Genomic DNA, 17,693 nt, shown 5'->3' on the forward strand with positions numbered 1-17,693 from the left:
GGATCGGCCGTCGCGGGTAGCCGCGCGAGCGGGCCGGACACAGCGCCGCCACCGAAATGCGTCCGGGCGCGCGACCACGGGTGCAAGGTAGGGAGTATGCGCGCGCTGGTGATCGAGACGCCCGGCCGGTTCTCGGTGACGGAGGTGCCGGATCCGGCGCCGGGCCACGGCGAGGTGGTGGTGCGGGTGGACGCGGTGGGCATCTGCGGAACCGACGTGCACATCGTGGACGGGGAGTTCCCGCCGACGCCGTATCCGATCGTGCCGGGGCACGAATTCGCCGGGGAGATCGTGGCATCGGAGGTCGCCGGGTGGCGGGCCGGTGACCGGGTGGCGGTGGACCCGTCACTGTTCTGCGGAGCGTGTCACTACTGCGGTCTGGGCCGGGGCAACCTGTGCGAACGCTGGGGCGCGATCGGCGACACCGTGCACGGCGCGATGGCCGAGTACGTCGCCGTCCCCGCCGCGAACTGCTATCGCCTGCCCGACGAGCTGCCGATGGCGCACGGGGCGCTGGTGGAGCCGCTGTCGTGCGCGGTGCACGCGTTCGACCGGCTGCCGCGCACGCTCGGTGCGCACTATCTCCTCTACGGGGCGGGAACGATGGGTCTGCTGATGACGCAGCTGGCGCGCACGGCGGGCGCGGCGTCGGTGTCGGTGGTCGACGTGAACACCGACAGGTTGCCGGTGGCGGCGCGGCTGGGGGCCGACGCGGTCGCCGTCGACGCGGCCGAATTCGAACGGCCACAGGGCTGGGAGGTGGTGATCGACTGCACCGGCGTGGTCGCGGCGATCGAGGACGGCCTGACCCGGGTCCGCCGCGGCGGGACCTATCAGCAGTTCGGCGTCGCGCCGGGCACGGCGACGGCCGCGCTGTCGCCGTTCCGGCTCTACAACGACGAGATCACCCTCGTCGGCTCGATGGCGGTGCTGCACAGCTTCGGGCGCGCGGTCGAACTCATGGCCACGGGCGCGATCGACGCGGACACGATGATCACCCACACCTTCGGGCTGGACGAGTTCGACGAGGCGCTGCGAACGTTCCGGGACGGGGTGGGACGCAAGGTGCAGATCCGGCCGGGACGCGCGTGAACGGGGGCCGGCGGTGACGTTGGTCGCGGGCGTGGACAGTTCCACGCAGTCGTGCAAAGTCGTTGTCTGCGACGCCGATTCCGGCGCGATCCGGGCGCAGGGATCCGCGCCGCATCCGGACGGGACGGAAGTCGACCCGGAAGCCTGGTGGCAGGCCCTGACGACCGCCGGAGAGGGGCTGCTCGGGGATGTCGCGGCCCTCGCGATCGCGGGCCAGCAGCACGGCCTGGTCGCCCTCGACGCCCACGGGCGGCCGGTCCGCGACGCCCTGCTGTGGAACGACACCCGCTCCGCGGACGCCGCGACCGCTCTGATCGCGGAACTCGGTGGCCCGCAGGCGTGGGCCGAGGCGATGGGCAGTAGGCCGGTCGCGGCGTTCACGGTCGCGAAACTGCGCTGGCTGGCCGATCACGAACCCGAGCTCGCCGACCGCACGCACACGGTGCTGCTCCCGCACGACTACCTGACCTGGCGGATGCGCGGTGCGGGCGGCGAACCGACCACCGATCGCGGCGAAGCCTCCGGCACCGGGTACTGGTCGCCGGCGAGCGGCGAATACCGCGAAGATCTGCTCGCCCTGGCCTTCCGGGATCGCCGGCCGCGGCTCCCCCGCGTGCTGGGGCCGGCCGAGCCCGCCGGGCGTACGCCCCGCGGCGTCCTGGTCGCCGCGGGCACGGGCGACAACGCCGCCGCGGCCCTCGGTCTGGGCCTGGAACCCGGCGAGGTCGTGGTCTCGCTCGGCACCAGCGGCACCGTGTTCGCGCGCACCGGCCGCCCGAGCGCCGACAGCTCCGGCGCGATCGCCGGATTCGCGAGCGCGACAGGCGATTTCCTGCCGCTGGTCTGCACCCTGAACGCCGCGCGGGTCCTCACCAGCGCCGCCGACCTGCTCGGCGTCGGACTCGATCGGCTCGAACAGCTCGCGGCCCGGGCCGAACCGGGCGCGGGCGGGCTGGTCCTGATCCCGTACCTCACCGGGGAGCGGACACCCGATCTCCCGCACGCCACCGGCAGCCTGCACGGGTTGCGCCCCGGCACGATGCGGCCCGCCAACCTGGCCCGGGCCGCCTATGAGGGCATGCTATGCCATATGGCCGACGCCCTCGACCACCTGCGCGCGGGCGGCGTCGCGGCCGAGCGCGTCCTGCTCATCGGCGGCGCGGCCCGCTCCCCCTTGGTCCGCACCCTCGCCGCCCAGATCTTCGACATCCCGATCTCGGTGCCCGAGCCCGCCGAGTACGTCGCGCTCGGCGCGGCCCGGCAAGCCGCCTGGGCGCTCGCGGGCACCGCGGAGCCCCCGCCCTGGCCGACGCCCGTCGTCGCCGAAATCCCGGTGCCACAGCGGAATCCGGGTCCCGAAATCCGCGCCCGATTCCGTGCCGCGCACGAGTCGGCGCACAGCTGACCGGATCGGAGGCCGCGCGCCGATCCGGCGCCCGCCCACCGCGTTCGTCATCGACAGCCCGGAGCCGCTGATCCGCTGCGCCGAGGCGCTGTGCGCGTTCGACGAGCACGGTGAAGCGCTCCTGCCGCCGCGGACACCGTGGGACCATGTACCCGCGGTACTGGATAGTCCGGAAGGCATGAGGAACGACGATGACACGCTATGACCTGGTGATCCGCGGCGGCCTGGTATTCGACGGCGCGGGCAGCCCGCCACGGATCGCCGATGTCGCGATCACCGGCGGCACGGTCGCGGCGGTGGGCCGGTGGCTGCCCGAGGGCGCTCGCACGATCGACGCGACGGGCAAGTGGGTCATTCCCGGCATGCTGGACGTGCACACCCATTACGACGCCGAGGTCCTCGGCAGTCCCGGTCTCGGCGAATCGATCCGGCACGGCGTGACCACCGTCGTCTTCGGAAACTGCTCGCTGTCCACGGTGTACGCGGAGGCCGAGGATTGCGCCGACATGTTCGCCCGGGTGGAGGCGCTGCCCTGGGACGCGGTGCACGCGGCGGTCAAGGAGCATCGGGACTGGACGGATCCGAAGTCCTACGCCGCGTCGCTGGCGGCCCGTCCGCTGGGCGCGAATGTGGCGGCGCTGCTGGGTCATTCGGATATCCGCGTCGCGGTGATGGGCTTGGCGCGCGCGGTGGACGAGCGAGTCGCCCCGACGACGGCGGAGCTGAAAGCCATGCGCCGCATGCTGACCGACGCGCTGGACGCCGGTTTCCTCGGCCTGTCGACCATCCGCAGCTCGTTCTCCAAGCTGGAGGGCACCCGCTACCCCACGCGGCGCCTCCCGTCGACCTACGCGAGCTGGCGGGAGTACGCCGCGCTCAACGCGATTCTGCGGCAGCGCGGCCGCGTACATCAGAGCACCCCGAACCTGACCTCGCGGGCGGAACTGGTCCGATATTTCGCGCAGAGCGCGGGCCGGGGCCGCAGCCCGTTGAAAACGACGCTGATCGCCGCCGCCGATGTCAAGGCCGATCGGACCACCGCCCGCGCGGCGGTGGGCGCGGCCTGGCTGGCCAATCGGCTGGGCGGTGCGCGCTTCCGCTGGCAGCACCTGCCGGTCCCGTTCGAGGTCTACGCCGACGGCGTGGATCTGGTGGTCTTCGAGGAATTCGGTTCCGGCGTGGCGGCTTTGAACATCCGCGACGTCATGCGGCGCGGCGAACTGCTCGCCGACGAGACCTACCGCCGCCGCTTCCGCAAGGATCTGGCCAAACGCTTCGGCCCGCGGGTCTGGCACCGCGACCTGCACGACGCGCAGATCGTCGCCTGCCCCGAAACCGCCCTGGTCGGAAAGTCTTTCGGCCAGGTCGCCGACGAGCGCGGCATCCACCCGGCCGACGCGCTGCTGGATCTGACCGTCGCGCACGGCACCGCGCTGCGCTGGCGCACCGTGATCGCCAACGACCGCGACGACGTGCTGGACCGGCTGCAGCGCTCGGAGCAGGTGCAGGTCGGCTTCGCCGACTCGGGCGCGCACCTGCGCAACATGGCCTTCTACAACTTCGGTGTGCGCCTGCTCGAACGCGTCCACCAGCGCGGTTTCATGCCGATCGAGCGGGCCGTGCACCGGCTCACCGGCGAACTCGCCGACTGGTACGGCCTGGACGCCGGATATGTGCGCGCGGGGGCGCGCGCCGATATCGCGGTCATCGATCCGGCCGGCTTCGACGGGTCGAGCGCCGCCTACGCCGAAGCGCCGATGCCGGGGATCGAGGTCCGGCGCATGGTCAACCGCAACGACCGCGCCGTAGCCGCCACCCTGGTCGCCGGGCAGGTGCTCTTCGAGTACGGCGAGTTCGCCGACGGCTTCGGCAGCACGCTGCACGCTGGGACTTTTCTGCCCGCCCGATGATTTTCCGGTCGCCGGCGCGTCTTATGTTCGGCACAGAGGTGTCCGAACAGCGAGGAGCACGATGAGCGAGACCGAGATCCGCAAGGCGATCGAACAGGAACGACGTGATCTGGCCGACGTACTGGCCGGGCTCGACGAGGCAGGCTGGGACCACCCCACCCTGTGCGCCGGGTGGCGGGTGCGCGAAACGGTCGCGCACATCACCATGGCGTACCGGATGCCGCTGCCGAAATTCGCCTGGGAGATGCTGAAGGCGCGCGGCAATTTCAACGCGATGGCCGATCGGGTGGCGCGCCGGGAAGCCGCCGAGATCTCGGCCGCCGACCTGCTGCAATGCGTGCGCGACAACGTGAATCACCCCTGGAAGCCGCCGGGCGGCGGCTACGAGGGCGCGCTGGGCCACGACATCATCCACGGCCTCGACATCACGGTCGGCCTGGGACTCGACCGGGTGGTCCCGCCCGAGAGCCTGCGCTACGTGCTGGCGGACCAGTCGCCCAAGAGCATCAAGTTCTTCGGCGTCGACCTGGACGGCATCCAGCTGCGCGCCGACGACATGGACTGGACCTACGGCTCCGGCGCGCCGCTGACCGGCCGCGCCCAGGACCTGTTGCTCGTGCAGTGCGGCCGCAAGCTGCCGCCCGGTCATCTCCAGGGCGCGGCGGCCGAGCGCTTCACCGCCTGACGCGACGCTGCCGCCGCGGGCACCCGCGGCGGCACTGCCCGCGCCTCAGTCCTCGGCCAGGAGGGTGACGGTGCCGGCGGACCCGTCCACCCGGACGAGCTGACCGTCGGCGAGGCTGGTGGTCGCCGTCTTGGTGTCGACCACGCACGGGACGCCGAACTCGCGGGCGACGATGGCGGCATGCGAAGCCGAGCCACCGATATCGGTGACCACGGCGGCGGCATAGGCGAACATGGCGGTGTGGCCGGTGTCGGTGACGGCGGCCACCAGGATTTCGCCCGGCTCGATGTCGTCGTCCAGCGACAGCACGAGCTTCACCCGGCCCTCGACCACGCCGGAGCAGACACCGATCCCGGTGAGGCTCTCCTCGGCGGCCAGCGCCCCCGCGTCGGCGACCGGTTCCCACTGTCCGGCAATGACATCGGGCATCCGCACGCCGCGCATGCGCTCGCGTTCGGCGCGGCGCCGCGCCACCACGGCGGCCACGTCCTTCGGCGGACCGAAGATCTCGTCCAGGGTGAGGAAGCAGGCGTCCTCGGCGGACCGCAGCACCCCGGCCTCGGCCAATCGGGCGCCGCGCTCCCGGATCGTCAGGCGCAGGCAGTGGTTGATCCGCACGACGGCGTCGCGAGCGCGTTCGCGGGCGACGGTCGCGCCCGCGGCCATCCGCGCGGTGCGTCCCGGCGACGGATCGACGGGTTCCCTTTTCGGAGCGGGCATTTCGGCCGCTCGCGCGGCGGCGGTGACCAGCAGCGCCGGCTTGTCGCCGAAGGTCGGATTGAGGATTTCGCACTCGCCCGGCCCGCGGTGGCCGATCGCGGCCAGCTCCTCGTCCAGGGCCGCCCCGAAGGCCGCGGATAGCTGCCGTGCCGCCGCCACGTCGCCGGCGCGTGCCGCCTCCCGCAGCCGCGGCTCGGCCCGGCAGAATTCGGCGAGGCGTTCCACCGCGAGCATCGGTTTCGCGGATTCCAGGCGGCGCAGATCGATCGGTACCTCACCGGCGTTCTTGCCGCGCGCGTGCACGGCGGTCGCCGCGCCGGTCATCATGACCCCGATCGAGGCCGCCTGCCAGGCCTGATAGAGCCGGTCGCGCCAGAGCAGCGCGCGCACGTGCAGCTGCTCGTCGGTGAGGTCGTGGATCGCGGCGGCGTCCATGGCCTCGGCCTTCGCGGCGGCGTTGATCAGCTCGGCGGTGGCGGCGAACCGCCGGGCGGTGCCGAGCACCCGGCCGGTCGCGCGCCAGGTGCCCGCGACACTGCCGAGGCCGGTCGGCATCGGCGGCTTGCCGTGCGGGGTCAGCGGGATCTCGTCGGGGATGTTGCCGTAGGCGTCGCGGCGGATGCTGTCCTCGTCCCAGCCGGGCATGTTCTCCGCGGCCAGCACGCCGATCGAGGCGTTGATGTAGATGTGGTGCCCCAGCACCGTGGTGACCCGGCTCGTCCAGTGCTCCAGCGCGATACCGTCCAGGGCGATCATCGTGCCCATGGCCTCGTTGGCGAGCCGGATGGCCCCGGCGTGCAGGTCGATGGTCAGCGGCGTGAGCGGGCCCGGCAGCGCCTCGGAGGTGTTGGTGGCGGTGTGCACCGGGTAGCGCGGGTCGACGCGATCGTCGAACTCGCCCTCCAGGCCCGGCGGCGCGACATCGGCCAGCTCGTGCCCGTCGGAGGTGCGGGCGCGGGCCGGAATCACGTGCCCCGGCACGGGAATCGCGCCCCGGCGGGTCCGGAAACCGCCGCCCGCGGGCTTGCGCCCGACCAGGCCGCGCACCACGTCGGCGGCCACCTCGGCCGCGGTCCAGCCGCAGCGGAAGCCCCAGTCCCGCTGCGCGGCAGCCGAATCCAGCAGCGGGCGGCGCGCGGACCAGCCGGGCACCCAGGCCGAGTACCGGACGCCCTGCGCGCGCATCAGGCTCAGCACCTGCGCGGAGGTCACGACGCCGGGCGCGGCGAGTTCGACGACCCCGGCGCGCGGCGCGGTGAGGGCCAGCACCAGGAAGCGCTCCAGATCATCGGTGTGCAGCAGCTGCACGTTCTCGCCCGAGCCGGAGCCGAGGACGGGTTCCAGGGCGCGCCTGGTCTGCTGCCCGATGCGGCGTCCGGCGGGCAGCGCGGTGCGGACCAGCAGGTGGTCCGCACCCGAATCCTGAAGAGCCCGCGCGATATCGGACTCGGGGACACCCCGGGAGCGCGCGCCCGCCACGACCGGCACCACCAGGTGCGCGCCCGCGTCCCGCGCGGCGGCGGCGAGGGCCGCGACGTCGGGCCCGGCCAGGTGCAGCGCCGTGGCGCACCCGGTGAGCGCGCTCGCGCAGGCCGCGCGGTCGGCGGGATCGCCTTCGACGAACGAGACCCGCGGGTCGACGAAGCGATGCCACCGCCGATCCAGCCCCGCCACCTCATGCCCGGCGGCCAGCAGCATGCGCGCCACCGCGCGTCCGCCGGGTTCGGTGATTCCGGTGATCAGGACCCGCATCGACTACCTCTCCTCCATTCGCGTCCACGTGACAGTGACGCCGTTCACACACTGTTGCGTCCCGCCGGAGCCCGGCCGAACCCAGTCCCACTCACCGGTAGCCCGCCCCTGCCCACCGAGATGGGTTCCGCCGCACGCGGACCGAACCGGCGAATCTGGCCCCCATGGTTGAGACCTCAGAGCAGCCCGCGACATTCGACCTCGAGACCGACGTCCTGGTGATCGGATACGGATGTGCCGGGGCCGCAGCGGCATTCGAGGCCGCGAGCGCCGGGGCGGAGGTCCTGGTGCTGGACCGGGCCGGCGGGCCGGGCGGAGCGTCGGCGCTCTCCGGCGGTGAGATCTACCTCGGCGGCGGCACGCCGATCCAGCACGCCTGCGGGTTCGACGACAGCCCCGAGCAGATGGCCGCTTTCCTGCGTGCCGCGCTGGGCCCGGGGGCCGACGCCGCGAAGATCGAGCTCTACAGCGCCGAGAGCGTCGCGCATTTCCACTGGCTGGTCGAGCGGGGCGTCCCGTTCAAGCCCAGTCTGTGGGACGCGCCCGCGTGGGTGCCGCCGACCGACGACGGACTGATGTGGCTGGGCGAGAACAGCTGGCCCTTCACCGAACTGGCCACCCCCGCGCCACGCGGACACCGGCCCACCGCCCAGGATTTCGGCGGCAAGCTGCTGATGGAGGTGCTGGTCGCCGCGGCCGAATCCGCCGGGGCGCGAGCGCAGTACGACACGGCGGCGACGGAGCTGATCGTCGCGGACGGCAGGGTGGCCGGGGTGCGCGCCCGAAGGTACGGCCGGGAACTTACGGTGCGGGCCCGGCGCGGCGTCGTGCTCACCACCGGCGGTTTCGTCGACGACGAGCAGATGCTGGCCGCGCACGCGCCGCGCCTGACCGGCCACACCAAGGTCAGCGCGGGCACCGACGACGGCAGCGGCATCCGGATGGCGCAGGCGATCGGCGCGGCGGTCCGGCACATGTCCACCGGTCAGGTCGGCATCGCGCTGATCCCGGGACTCGCCGCCCGGGGCATCCTCGTCAACGGTCGCGGCCGGCGCTTCGTCACCGAGGACACCTATCCGGGCCGCATCGGGCAGGCCGCCCTGTTCCGCGAGGACATGGACGTCTGGGTGATCGTGGACGAGCGGGCATTCGAAGACGTTCCCGAACCGCAGCGCTGGGGCGTGCGGCCCGCCCACCTCGCCGAGACCGCCGCGGAACTCGGCGACGCGCTCGGCCTACCCGACGGCGCGCTCGCCGAGACCCTCACCCGCTACAACGAATTCGCAGCGCGCGGAACCGATCCCGATTTCCACAAGGCGTCGCGCTGGCTGCGGCCCCTGACTCCCCCGCTGGCCGCCATCGACATCAGGGCCGGGGTACGCCCGCCCGGCCAGAGCACCGCCCGGCGCGGCACGGGCGCGTCCGTCTTCACCCTCGGCGGCCTGCACACCACCGTCGACGGCGCGGTCCTCGACCTCGGCGGCGCGCCGATCCCGGGCCTGTTCGCCGCGGGACGGGCAAGCGCGGGGCTGCACGGCGAGGGCTACATCAGCGGCACGTCACTCGGCGACGGCACCTTCTTCGGCCGCCGCGCCGGTGCCACCGCGGCCCGCTGACCCGGCCGAGCCCCGCGCCGGGGCCCGTCCCCTAATCCGCTCGGCAACCCCGCCGTGCCCGGCGACCGGCGGCTACCGTTTCGGAAATGGGTACGTTCATCGGCATCGCGTGCGTGGCGCTCGTTGTCCTCGGCATCATCGCGCTCATCGTGGGCGGCAGCTCCGGCGGCGGTGGCGACACCGATTGGCATGCCGGGGGCGGCGACAGCGGTGACAGCGGCAGCGGATGCGGCGGCGGGAGCAGCGGGTGCGGCGGCGGTTCCAGCTGCGGAGGCGGTGGCTGTGGCGGGGGCGGCGGCGACTGACGGGTTCCGATCATCGGGACTGTTCGCTGCCGCGGTGGATCTTCGGGCCTAACGTCGGGGAAACGGCACGATCTGCGCCTCTGACGCGCGATCCTGAGAGTGCCGGATCTTATTCCCGGAGAACGCAGGAGGACGCCCGTCATGACCAACAAGGTGCTCGATCGGGTGCGAGAGCTGCTGCCGGAGATCCGGGAGCGGGCCGCAGAGACCGACCAGCAGCGGCAGGTGCCGGTGCGGAGCATCCAGGAACTCACCGAGGCCGGCGTCTTCCGGATGCTGCAACCGGCGCGGTTCGGTGGTGACGAAGCTTCCCCGGTGGAGTTCTACCAGGTCATCCGTGCGATCGCGGCGGCCTGCCCGTCGACCGGCTGGGTGTCCTCGGTGCTCGGCGTGCACCCCTGGCAGCTGGCGCTGTTCCCGCTGCGGGCGCAGGAGGATGTCTGGGGTGCGAACAGCGACACCCTGGTGTCGTCGTCGTACGCGCCGACCGGCAAGCTCACGCCCGTCGAGGGCGGTTACGAGGTGAGCGGCCGCTGGAGTTTCTCCTCCGGGTGCGCGCACGCCGAGTGGGTCTTCCTGGGCGCGCTGGCGCCCGACGAGAACGGCAATCCCGGTGTCTACCTGACGATTCTGGTGCCGCGCGCCGATTATCGGATCGAGGACGTCTGGCACGTGGTCGGCCTGTCCGGCACCGGCAGCAACGACATCATCATCGACAAGGCGTTCGTCCCGCACCATCGCGCCTACAGCGCCAGTGAACAGTCCCAGCTGCGCGGCCCGGGCCAGGAGGCCAATCCCGCCGCGCTGTACCGGATTCCGTTCGCCGCGGTGTTCTCCAACACCATCGTCGCGCCCATCATCGGCGCGGCCGAGGGCGCCTACGAGGCGCACATCGAGCGGATGCGGGACCGGGTGCGGCTGTCCTACGGCGGCCAGAAGGTGGCCGACGACGGTTTCGCCCAGGTCCGGGTGGCCCGCGCGGCCTCGGAGATCGATGCCGCGATCCTGCAGATGGAGCGCAACATCACCGAACTGCTGCGCTATGCCGAAGCGGGCGAGGAGATTCCGGCCCGGGTGCGCCTGCGCACGCGCCGCGATCAGGTGCGCGGCACCGAGCGTTCGATCCAGGCCATCGAGCTGCTCTTCGACAACTCCGGCGGGCACTCCATCCGCAAACCCAACCCGATCGAACGGCATTGGCGCGACGCGCACGCCGGCAGCGTGCACGTCATCAACGACGTGGAACGGGCGCTGGCCATGTTCGGGCGCGGCGAGTTCGGGATCACCGTCGAAGACCGGATGATCTGATGACGACCGCGGAATCCACCACCCGCTGGGTCACCGCCGACGGCCTCAAACTCCGCTTCCACGAAGCGGGTTCGGGCCCGCCGCTGGTGCTGCTGCACGGCTCGGGGCCCGGGGTCTCGGGCTGGGCGAACTTCGGGGCGAATCTGCCGGTGCTCGCCGAGCGCTTCCGCTGCCTGATCCTGGACCAGCCCGGCTTCGGCGCCAGCGAACGCCCGGAAATCTATGAGCGCAACTATCTTCGGATCGCCGCCGACGCGGTGGTGGGGCTGCTCGATCAGCTGGAGTTGCCCAGCGCGCACCTGCTGGGCAACTCCATGGGCGGCGCGGTCGCCACCCTGGTGGCGCTGGAACATCCGCGCCGGGTGGACCGGCTGGTGCTGATGGCGCCCGGCGGCGTCGGCGTGAACGTGCTGGGACCCGAACCCTCCGAGGGGATCCGGCGGCTGCTGGACTTCACCGCGGACCCGACCCGGGACCGGGTGCTGGATTGGCTGCGCACCATGGTCTTCGATCAGTCCATCCTCACCGAGGAACTGGTGTCGGACCGATTGCGCACCGCCGCCGACCCCGCCGCCATCGCCGCGCTGCGCGACGCGTACGCCACTTTCGCCAATCCCGCTCTGGCGGACCAGGTTCCGCTGTGGGCGCGCTTGCGCGGCCTGCGCCACGAGGTGCTCATGCTGTGGGGCCGCGACGACCGGGTCACCCCGGCCGAGGGCGCGCTGCTGCCCTCCCGGCAACTGCCGAACGCCGACCTGCGGCTGTTCGGCCGCTGCGGGCACTGGGTGCAGATCGAACGCAAGGCCGCCTTCGAGCGGGCGGTCACCGACTTCCTCGTCCACGGACTGCGGTGATCGTTCGCGGGAGCTGAACGCCGCGGGTTAGAGTCGGCCGATGACGTGGACGGCACCTGATATCGATCGACGCGAACCCCCACTCATCGGCGACGAGCGCAGCCAATTGCGGGCTTTCCTGGACTATCACCGCGACACCCTGCTGTGGAAGTGTTCGGGGCTCACCGGCGAGCAGCTCAAGACGCGGGTGCTGCCCACCTCCAATCTCACCCTGCTCGGGCTGCTGCGACACATGACCGAGGTCGAGCGCGGCTGGTTCCGCAAGACGGCGGCGGGCAAGGACGTCGGCCATGTCTTCGACTACACCGAGGACATCGACGCCGACTTCAACGGCATCGAAACTGCCGACGCCGCACACGATTACGCCCGCTACCTGGACGAGATCGGCAAGTGCGACGCCGCCGTCCGCGACCTGGCGCTGGAGGCGACCTTCCGGCACCCGTACCCCGAACGGACCGAGCTGTACAGCCTGCGCTGGGTATACCTGCACATGCTCGAGGAGTACGCGCGCCACAACGGCCACGCCGACCTGCTGCGCGAGGCGATCGACGGCAAGACCGGCGAGTAGCCGCGCTCAGGCCAGATGCTGAGCCGCCCACCCGGCGATCTGGGTGCGCGAGGAGAAGCCGAGCTTGGTCAGGATGTGATCGATGTGGCTCTCCGCGGTGCGGATCGAGATGACCAGCTCGGCGGCGACGCGCTTGTTGCTGTATCCGGCGGCGACCAGCCGGGCGACATCCTTCTCGCGCCGGGTCAGCACGTCGGCGGCCGCGGCTTTCGGCGCCGGCGCGGGCACCGGTTCGGTGCCGAGCGCGTACCCCATGGCCTCGGCCAGCGGCATGGCCGCGCCGCTGTCGAAGGCGGCGCGGAACTCCTTGTCCCCCAGCGCGTGTGCGACCTGGACCCGGACCTTGTCGCCGACCGATTCGGTCATGGCGTGCGCCAGGCGCTGGGTGCTGCCCCGGCGCACCGCGACCGCGGCGCCCATCAGCCGGGCCGCGCGCACCTGATCGCCCTGGGCGGCCGCGGCCCAGGCCAGACCGTCGAACCCGGAGGCGGCCCACACGCAGCGATCGAACAGCCGGAACTGCTCGATCGCCCGGCGTAGCTCGGTGATCGCCTTGTCCTGGTGACCTTTTCGCCACTCGTTGGTGCCGACGGCCCAGTTGGCCAGGCCGCCGAGCAGATGTGAGCCGTGCTCGGCGGTCTTGGCCAGGAAGCGGTCCGCGATCGCGTCGGCGCGCGCGTCCTCGAGCGTCAGCGCGCACACGTAGCCGAAGGCCAGGCTTTCCATCTGCACCCCGTGGTGCGCGCACCGCGCGCCCTCCTCGGCCGCCTGCACGGCGATGTCGAGCGCGCCGTGCGGATCCCCCTCGGCGAAGGTCAGCAGCGCCGAGAGCAGCCGGTACTCGACCAGCACCTCCACCGCGTTCAATTCCGTTGCAAGCTCCCGGCATTCGTCGGCGAACCGATTGGCCTCGGCGACGTCGGAGAGCATGGCCGCGATCACCGAGGCGGCCGCCAGCGCCCGGGCCCGGGCGACGCTGGGCCGCGGATCGCGGGCCAGCGCCTCGCCCAGCCAGCGGTACCCCTCCAGCAGGAACCGGTAGTGCTCCCAGAACGGCCGCAGCTCGTTGGCGATCTCCAGGGCGCGGTGCGCGCCCTCCGGATCCGACAGCGAGAATTGCAGCGCCGCACGCAGATTGGCGTGTTCGCGAGTCACCTCGCGGAACCAGTCGGCGTCGCGGTCGCCCCAGTAGTCGGTGCGCCCGCGATGGGCCAGCAGGTAGTAGTGCTCCCGGTGGCGGATCCGGACCGCTCGTTCGTCGCCGTGGGCCGCGAGCTCGGCCAGGGCGAACTGGCGCAGCGGCTCCAGCATGGTGTAGCGGCCGGTGCCGTCGCTGTCGTGCCGGTAGCCGAGCACCGACTTGTCCACCAGGCCGGTCAGCGAATCCACCAGCAGCGCAGGCGGTTCCAGCACGCACACGGCCTCGGCGGCGTCGAGATCGAAGCCGCCCGCGAAGACCGAGAGCTGCTCCCACAGCCGCTGCTCGCCGGGCCGGCACAGGTCATAGCTCCACCGGATCGCCGCCTCCAGGGTCTGCTGCCGCCGCGGCGCGGTGCGCAGGCCGGTGGTCAGCAGCTTCATGGCGTCGTCCAGGCGGGCCAGCACCTGATCGGGAGTGAACATCCGCAGGCGCAACGCCGCCAGTTCCAGCGCCAGCGGGATGCCGTCGAGGCGGCGGCAGATCGCGGCCAGCGCGGCGCGGTTGGCCTCGGTGACCCGGAACTCCGGATTCGCGGCGGTCGCGCGTTCGGTGAGCAAACGCAGCGCATCGCTGTCGTCCGCGCGCTCGCCGCCGTCCTCGTCGGCGGCGGGCACCGCCAGCGGGGCCACCGGCATGACCTGTTCGCCGTCGACGCCCAGCGGTTCGCGGCTGGTCGCCAGGACGCGCACACCGTCGGTGGCCGGGATCAGCCGGTCGGCCAGCTCGGCGCAGGCGTCGATCAGATGCTCGCAATTGTCCAGGATCAACAGCAGGCTCTTGCCCGCCAGGAACTCGATGAGCCCGGTCAGCGGGGCGCTGGTGTCATCGCGCAGGCCGAGGGTGGTGGCGACGCTGAGCCCGACCAATTCGCCGTCGTGCACATGCGCGACCTCGACCAGCCAGACGCCGTCGGGAAACGCGCGCCGCACCTCCGCGCCGACCCGCCGCGAAAGCCTGGTCTTGCCGACCCCGCCCGGCCCGGTCAGGGTGAGCAACCGGGTGCTGGACAGCAGCGCCTTGGCCGCGGCCACCTCGCCACCACGACCGACGAAGCTCGTCACCTCCGCCGGGAGGTTCCCTTGCACGTGCCGCACCACGCCGATTACCTTCGCACGCCCGGCCGACATCTCGGGCATTTTGGTCGAAGATGTCGGCCGGGTGCTGTGCGAGCTACCCTCCGGCAGCCGCCGTGGGCGCCGGATACGCCGCCGCGAACAGGGCGCGCAGTTCCGCGGCGGTGACCTCGCGGCCGGTGGCGTCGACATGGGCCTGCACCCGGCGGGCGAAGTCGATCTGCTGCTCCCGCGACAGCTCGAGGCCGAATTCGGTCTCCAGCAGATAGGCGATGCCGCCCTTGCCGGACTGCGAGTTGACCCGGATCACCGCCTCGTAGCTGCGGCCCAGGTCGGCGGGATCGATCGGCAGATACGGGACCTGCCAATCGAGTTCGCGCTCGGCGACGCCCGCGGCGGCCGCGCGGGCCCGATGCTCGGCCAGTCCCTTGCGGATCGCGTCCTGGTGCGTGCCCGAGAACGCGGTGTGCACCAGGTCCCCGGCGTAGGGGTGCCTCGGGTGGATCGGCAGGCGGGTGCAGAACTCGACCGTGCGGCGGATCTCGTCGATGTCGGAGAAATCGATCATCGGGTCCACGCCCTGGGCGTGCAGATTCAGCGCCAGGGTGGCGATGTCGACATTGCCGGTGCGCTCGCCGTTACCGAACACACAGCCCTCCACCCGCTGCGCTCCGGCCAGCACCGCCAGTTCCGCGCAGGCGATTCCGGTGCCGCGGTCGTTGTGCGGGTGCACCGACAGGATGACGGCCGCGCGCCGGGCCAGGTTCCGGTGCATGTACTCGATCTGGTCGGCGTAGACGTTGGGTGTCGCGACCTCCACTGTCGCAGGCAGATTCAGCGTCACCGGACGCTCCGGCGTGGCGTCCCACAGCGTGGTCATCCGGTCGCAGACGTCGAGCACGAAGTCGGGCTCGGTCAGGTTGAAGACCTCGGGCGAGAACTGGAATCGCACGTTCGGCCACCCGCCGGCCAGCTCCAGGATGCGCCGCCCGCCGGCCAGGATCAGCTCGCGCACCTCGGCTTCCGCCTTGCCCAGCACCAGGTTTCGCCAAGCCGGCGCGGTCGCCGTGTACAGGTGGATGACCACCTCGTTGCGGATCCCGCGCACCGACTCCACGGTGCGCTCGATCAGATCCGCGCGGGCGGGGGTGAAGACGACGATCGAGACGTCCGCGGGCGCCAGATCCGACTCGGCGATCAGGCGGACGAAATCGAAGTCGGCCTGGGAGGCGGAGGGGTAGCCGACCTCGATCTCCTTGTAGCCCATGGCTACCAGCAGCTCGAAGAAGCGGCGCTTGCGCTCGGGATCCATGGGTTCGGCCAGCGCCTGGTTGCCGTCGCGTAGGTCGACCGGCACCCACAGCGGCGCCCGGGTGATCCGGTTGCCCGGCCACTGCCGTTGGGCGAGTGGCACTTCCACTCGGTCGTAGACGTCGCGGTAGCGGTGCGAAGGCATCCGGGAGTGCCGCTGCGGGTTCCAGGCCGGGCCGGGTGCGGGCCCGGACGGGGTGGCGATGGTGGGAAAAGCACGCATGCTCGAGGTCCTGTCACGAATAGACATGGGTGACCGGCCACGACGAAGCCCCACGGCGGGCGGCCGGTCGGTCAGGCCCCGCCGTGGCGGCTAAGCAGAAGCATGGTGCGCATGATGGCTAGACTCTACACAACTCCTCAGACAAGTAGAGAGGTCGTGATGGTTGCCCAGGTTCGCCGCCACCCGCTGGCGGCGCAGACGGCCGAGCTGCTGCTCGCCCGCGTCCGGGCCGGTGAGTGGCCGCTCGGGCACCGCCTGCCAGGCGAAACCACGCTGGCCGCGCAGCTGGGCGTGGGCCGCTCGACGCTGCGCGAGGCCATCCGGGAGCTGGCCGGCAAGGGCGTGCTGGACAGTCGCCAGGGCGCGGGCGTCTTCGTCACCGCGCTCGATGTCACCGAGGACTGGGATGTCGTGCTGCGCCGCGCCACCATCGCCGCGGTGATCGAGGCCCGCATCGCCATCGAGGCCGAGGCCGCCGCGCTGGCCGCGCAGCGCCGCACGCCCGCCGACCTGCGTGCCCTCCGGCGCGCGCTGGCCGCGCGCGAGGCGCACGGCGAGTCGGTCGAGGAGCACGTCGACGCGGACATGGCCTTCCACCGCGCGGTGCTCCTCGCCGCGCACAACGACGTGCTCACCCAGCTGTTCGACAGCTTCCTGCCCCGGCTGCGGGTGGCGATGATCGACATGCTGAAGATCCGCCCGGTGCCCTCCGAGGCCGCCGACCACGACGCGCACATCCGGCTCACCGACGCCATCGCGCACCGAAACCCCGCCGCCGCGGCCGAATTCAGCCGCACCCATCTGACGCAGCTGAAGGCGGCGTTCTCGTGACCACGATCCAAGGAGGTACCCCCGTGCCCGACGCACCCGTCCTGCTGCTCGACGACGTCACCTTCCGCCGCGACGGCAACCAGATCCTGCACGGCATCTCGCTGACCGTGCGCGCCGGCGAGCACTGGGCGCTGCTCGGCCCCAACGGCGCGGGCAAGAGCACGCTGCTCGGCTTCTGCGGCGCGGTCACCTTTCCCACCACCGGCGCGGTGCACGTGCTGGGCGCGCAGATGGGCAAGGTGGAACTGGCGGGTTTGCGGCGCTCCATCGGCCACGTGAATCCGCGGCACCCGCTGCGCTATTCGCTCAGCGTGCGCGAGGTGGTGCTCACCGGCCTCACCGCCACCATCGATCTCCCGATGCGCTGGAGGCCGGGCCCGGAGGAGCTGCGGCGTGCCGAGGCGATGATCGAGACCATCGGCCTGAAGGGCAAGGCCGACAGCACCTGGCCCACCCTGTCCCAGGGTGAGCGCGGCCGCACCCTCATCGCCCGCGCGCTGATCGCCGAACCGCGCCTGCTGCTGTTCGACGAGCCCGCCACCGGCCTGGATCTGGCTGCCCGCGAACAACTGCTGCAGACCATCGACACCCTCGGCGAGACCCACCCCGAGGTCGCCTCCATTCTGGTCACCCACCACCTGGAGGAGCTCCCGACCACCACCACCCATGCGCTGCTCATCGCCGACGGCCGCACCGTCGCCGCCGGGCCCGCGCACGAGGTCATCACCACCGAGACGGTCTCCACCGCCTTCGATCACCCGGTGGAGGTCCGGCACGACCGCGGCCGCTGGTCCGCCCGTGCGCACGCCGAGGGCATCGCCGTCCCGCACTAGCGCCGC

Annotated in this window: 13 protein-coding genes and 1 pseudogene; 11 read left to right on the forward strand and 3 right to left on the reverse strand. The window is 72.1% G+C overall.

What is annotated here, in order from left to right; genetic code table 11:
- The first annotated feature begins 96 nt into the window (after positions 1–96).
- The 4 genes from AB0I43_RS29400 (at position 97) to AB0I43_RS29415 (ending at position 5,092) form a co-directional block, all read left to right on the forward strand.
- Complete coding sequence (locus AB0I43_RS29400; RefSeq protein ID WP_357432982.1) at positions 97–1,092, forward strand: zinc-dependent alcohol dehydrogenase family protein; 996 nt, start codon at positions 97–99, stop codon at positions 1,090–1,092.
- A 13-nt stretch (positions 1,093–1,105) separates the two neighbouring features.
- Positions 1,106–2,497 (forward strand): xylulokinase, encoded by a 1,392-nt coding sequence (xylB, locus tag AB0I43_RS29405; RefSeq protein WP_357432983.1) that lies wholly within the window; start codon positions 1,106–1,108, stop codon positions 2,495–2,497.
- Positions 2,498–2,688: 191 nt separating this feature from the next.
- Positions 2,689–4,407: an amidohydrolase family protein gene (locus AB0I43_RS29410; protein ID WP_357432984.1), complete on the forward strand. Its 1,719-nt coding sequence runs from the start codon at positions 2,689–2,691 to the stop codon at positions 4,405–4,407.
- 61 nt (positions 4,408–4,468) lie between these two features.
- Entirely contained in the window at positions 4,469–5,092 is a 624-nt protein-coding gene (locus AB0I43_RS29415) for a maleylpyruvate isomerase family mycothiol-dependent enzyme (protein WP_356977111.1), read from the forward strand.
- Between the two features lie 45 nt (positions 5,093–5,137).
- Here the strand turns inward: AB0I43_RS29415 and AB0I43_RS29420 are convergent, their stop codons facing one another.
- Positions 5,138–7,564: a PEP-utilizing enzyme gene (locus tag AB0I43_RS29420; RefSeq protein ID WP_356977113.1), complete on the reverse strand. Its 2,427-nt coding sequence runs from the start codon at positions 7,562–7,564 to the stop codon at positions 5,138–5,140.
- A 164-nt stretch (positions 7,565–7,728) separates the two neighbouring features.
- On the opposite strand from AB0I43_RS29420, the gene AB0I43_RS29425 reads away from it, so the two are divergent.
- From AB0I43_RS29425 to AB0I43_RS29445, 5 genes are all read left to right on the forward strand, one after another.
- Entirely contained in the window at positions 7,729–9,180 is a 1,452-nt protein-coding gene (locus AB0I43_RS29425) for an FAD-dependent oxidoreductase (RefSeq protein WP_357432985.1), read from the forward strand.
- Positions 9,181–9,266: 86 nt separating this feature from the next.
- Positions 9,267–9,485 (forward strand): hypothetical protein, encoded by a 219-nt coding sequence (locus AB0I43_RS29430; RefSeq protein WP_356977117.1) that lies wholly within the window; start codon positions 9,267–9,269, stop codon positions 9,483–9,485.
- A 141-nt stretch (positions 9,486–9,626) separates the two neighbouring features.
- Entirely contained in the window at positions 9,627–10,793 is a 1,167-nt protein-coding gene (gene hsaA / locus AB0I43_RS29435) for a 3-hydroxy-9,10-secoandrosta-1,3,5(10)-triene-9,17-dione monooxygenase oxygenase subunit (RefSeq protein ID WP_357432986.1), read from the forward strand.
- Positions 10,793–11,647 carry an alpha/beta fold hydrolase gene (locus tag AB0I43_RS29440; RefSeq protein ID WP_357432987.1) on the forward strand — a complete coding sequence of 285 codons (855 nt, stop codon included), beginning with the start codon at positions 10,793–10,795 and terminating at the stop codon, positions 11,645–11,647. The genes hsaA and AB0I43_RS29440 overlap by 1 nt, the downstream gene beginning before the upstream one ends.
- 40 nt (positions 11,648–11,687) lie before the next feature.
- Positions 11,688–12,215 (forward strand): DinB family protein, encoded by a 528-nt coding sequence (locus AB0I43_RS29445; RefSeq protein WP_357432988.1) that lies wholly within the window; start codon positions 11,688–11,690, stop codon positions 12,213–12,215.
- 6 nt (positions 12,216–12,221) lie between these two features.
- Here AB0I43_RS29445 and AB0I43_RS29450 read toward each other — a convergent pair whose 3' ends face one another.
- On the reverse strand, positions 12,222–14,543 hold the full coding sequence (locus AB0I43_RS29450; protein WP_356977125.1) for a LuxR C-terminal-related transcriptional regulator: 2,322 nt from the start codon (positions 14,541–14,543) through the stop codon (positions 12,222–12,224).
- Between the two features lie 73 nt (positions 14,544–14,616).
- Positions 14,617–15,945 (reverse strand): annotated as a pseudogene (locus AB0I43_RS29455) (2-isopropylmalate synthase); the annotation flags it as partial.
- A 237-nt stretch (positions 15,946–16,182) separates the two neighbouring features.
- Here AB0I43_RS29455 and AB0I43_RS29460 point away from each other — a divergent pair.
- Together AB0I43_RS29460 and AB0I43_RS29465 are read left to right on the forward strand one after the other, a co-directional pair.
- Positions 16,183–16,854, forward strand: a complete 672-nt coding sequence (locus tag AB0I43_RS29460; protein WP_356977126.1) for an FCD domain-containing protein — start codon at positions 16,183–16,185, stop codon at positions 16,852–16,854.
- 23 nt (positions 16,855–16,877) lie between these two features.
- Entirely contained in the window at positions 16,878–17,687 is an 810-nt protein-coding gene (locus AB0I43_RS29465) for an ATP-binding cassette domain-containing protein (protein WP_356977127.1), read from the forward strand.
- Positions 17,688–17,693 lie beyond the last annotated feature (6 nt).

Origin of the sequence: Nocardia sp. NPDC050435, from assembly GCF_040655395.1 — a bacterium.
Taxonomy (GTDB): Bacteria; Actinomycetota; Actinomycetes; order Mycobacteriales; family Mycobacteriaceae; genus Nocardia.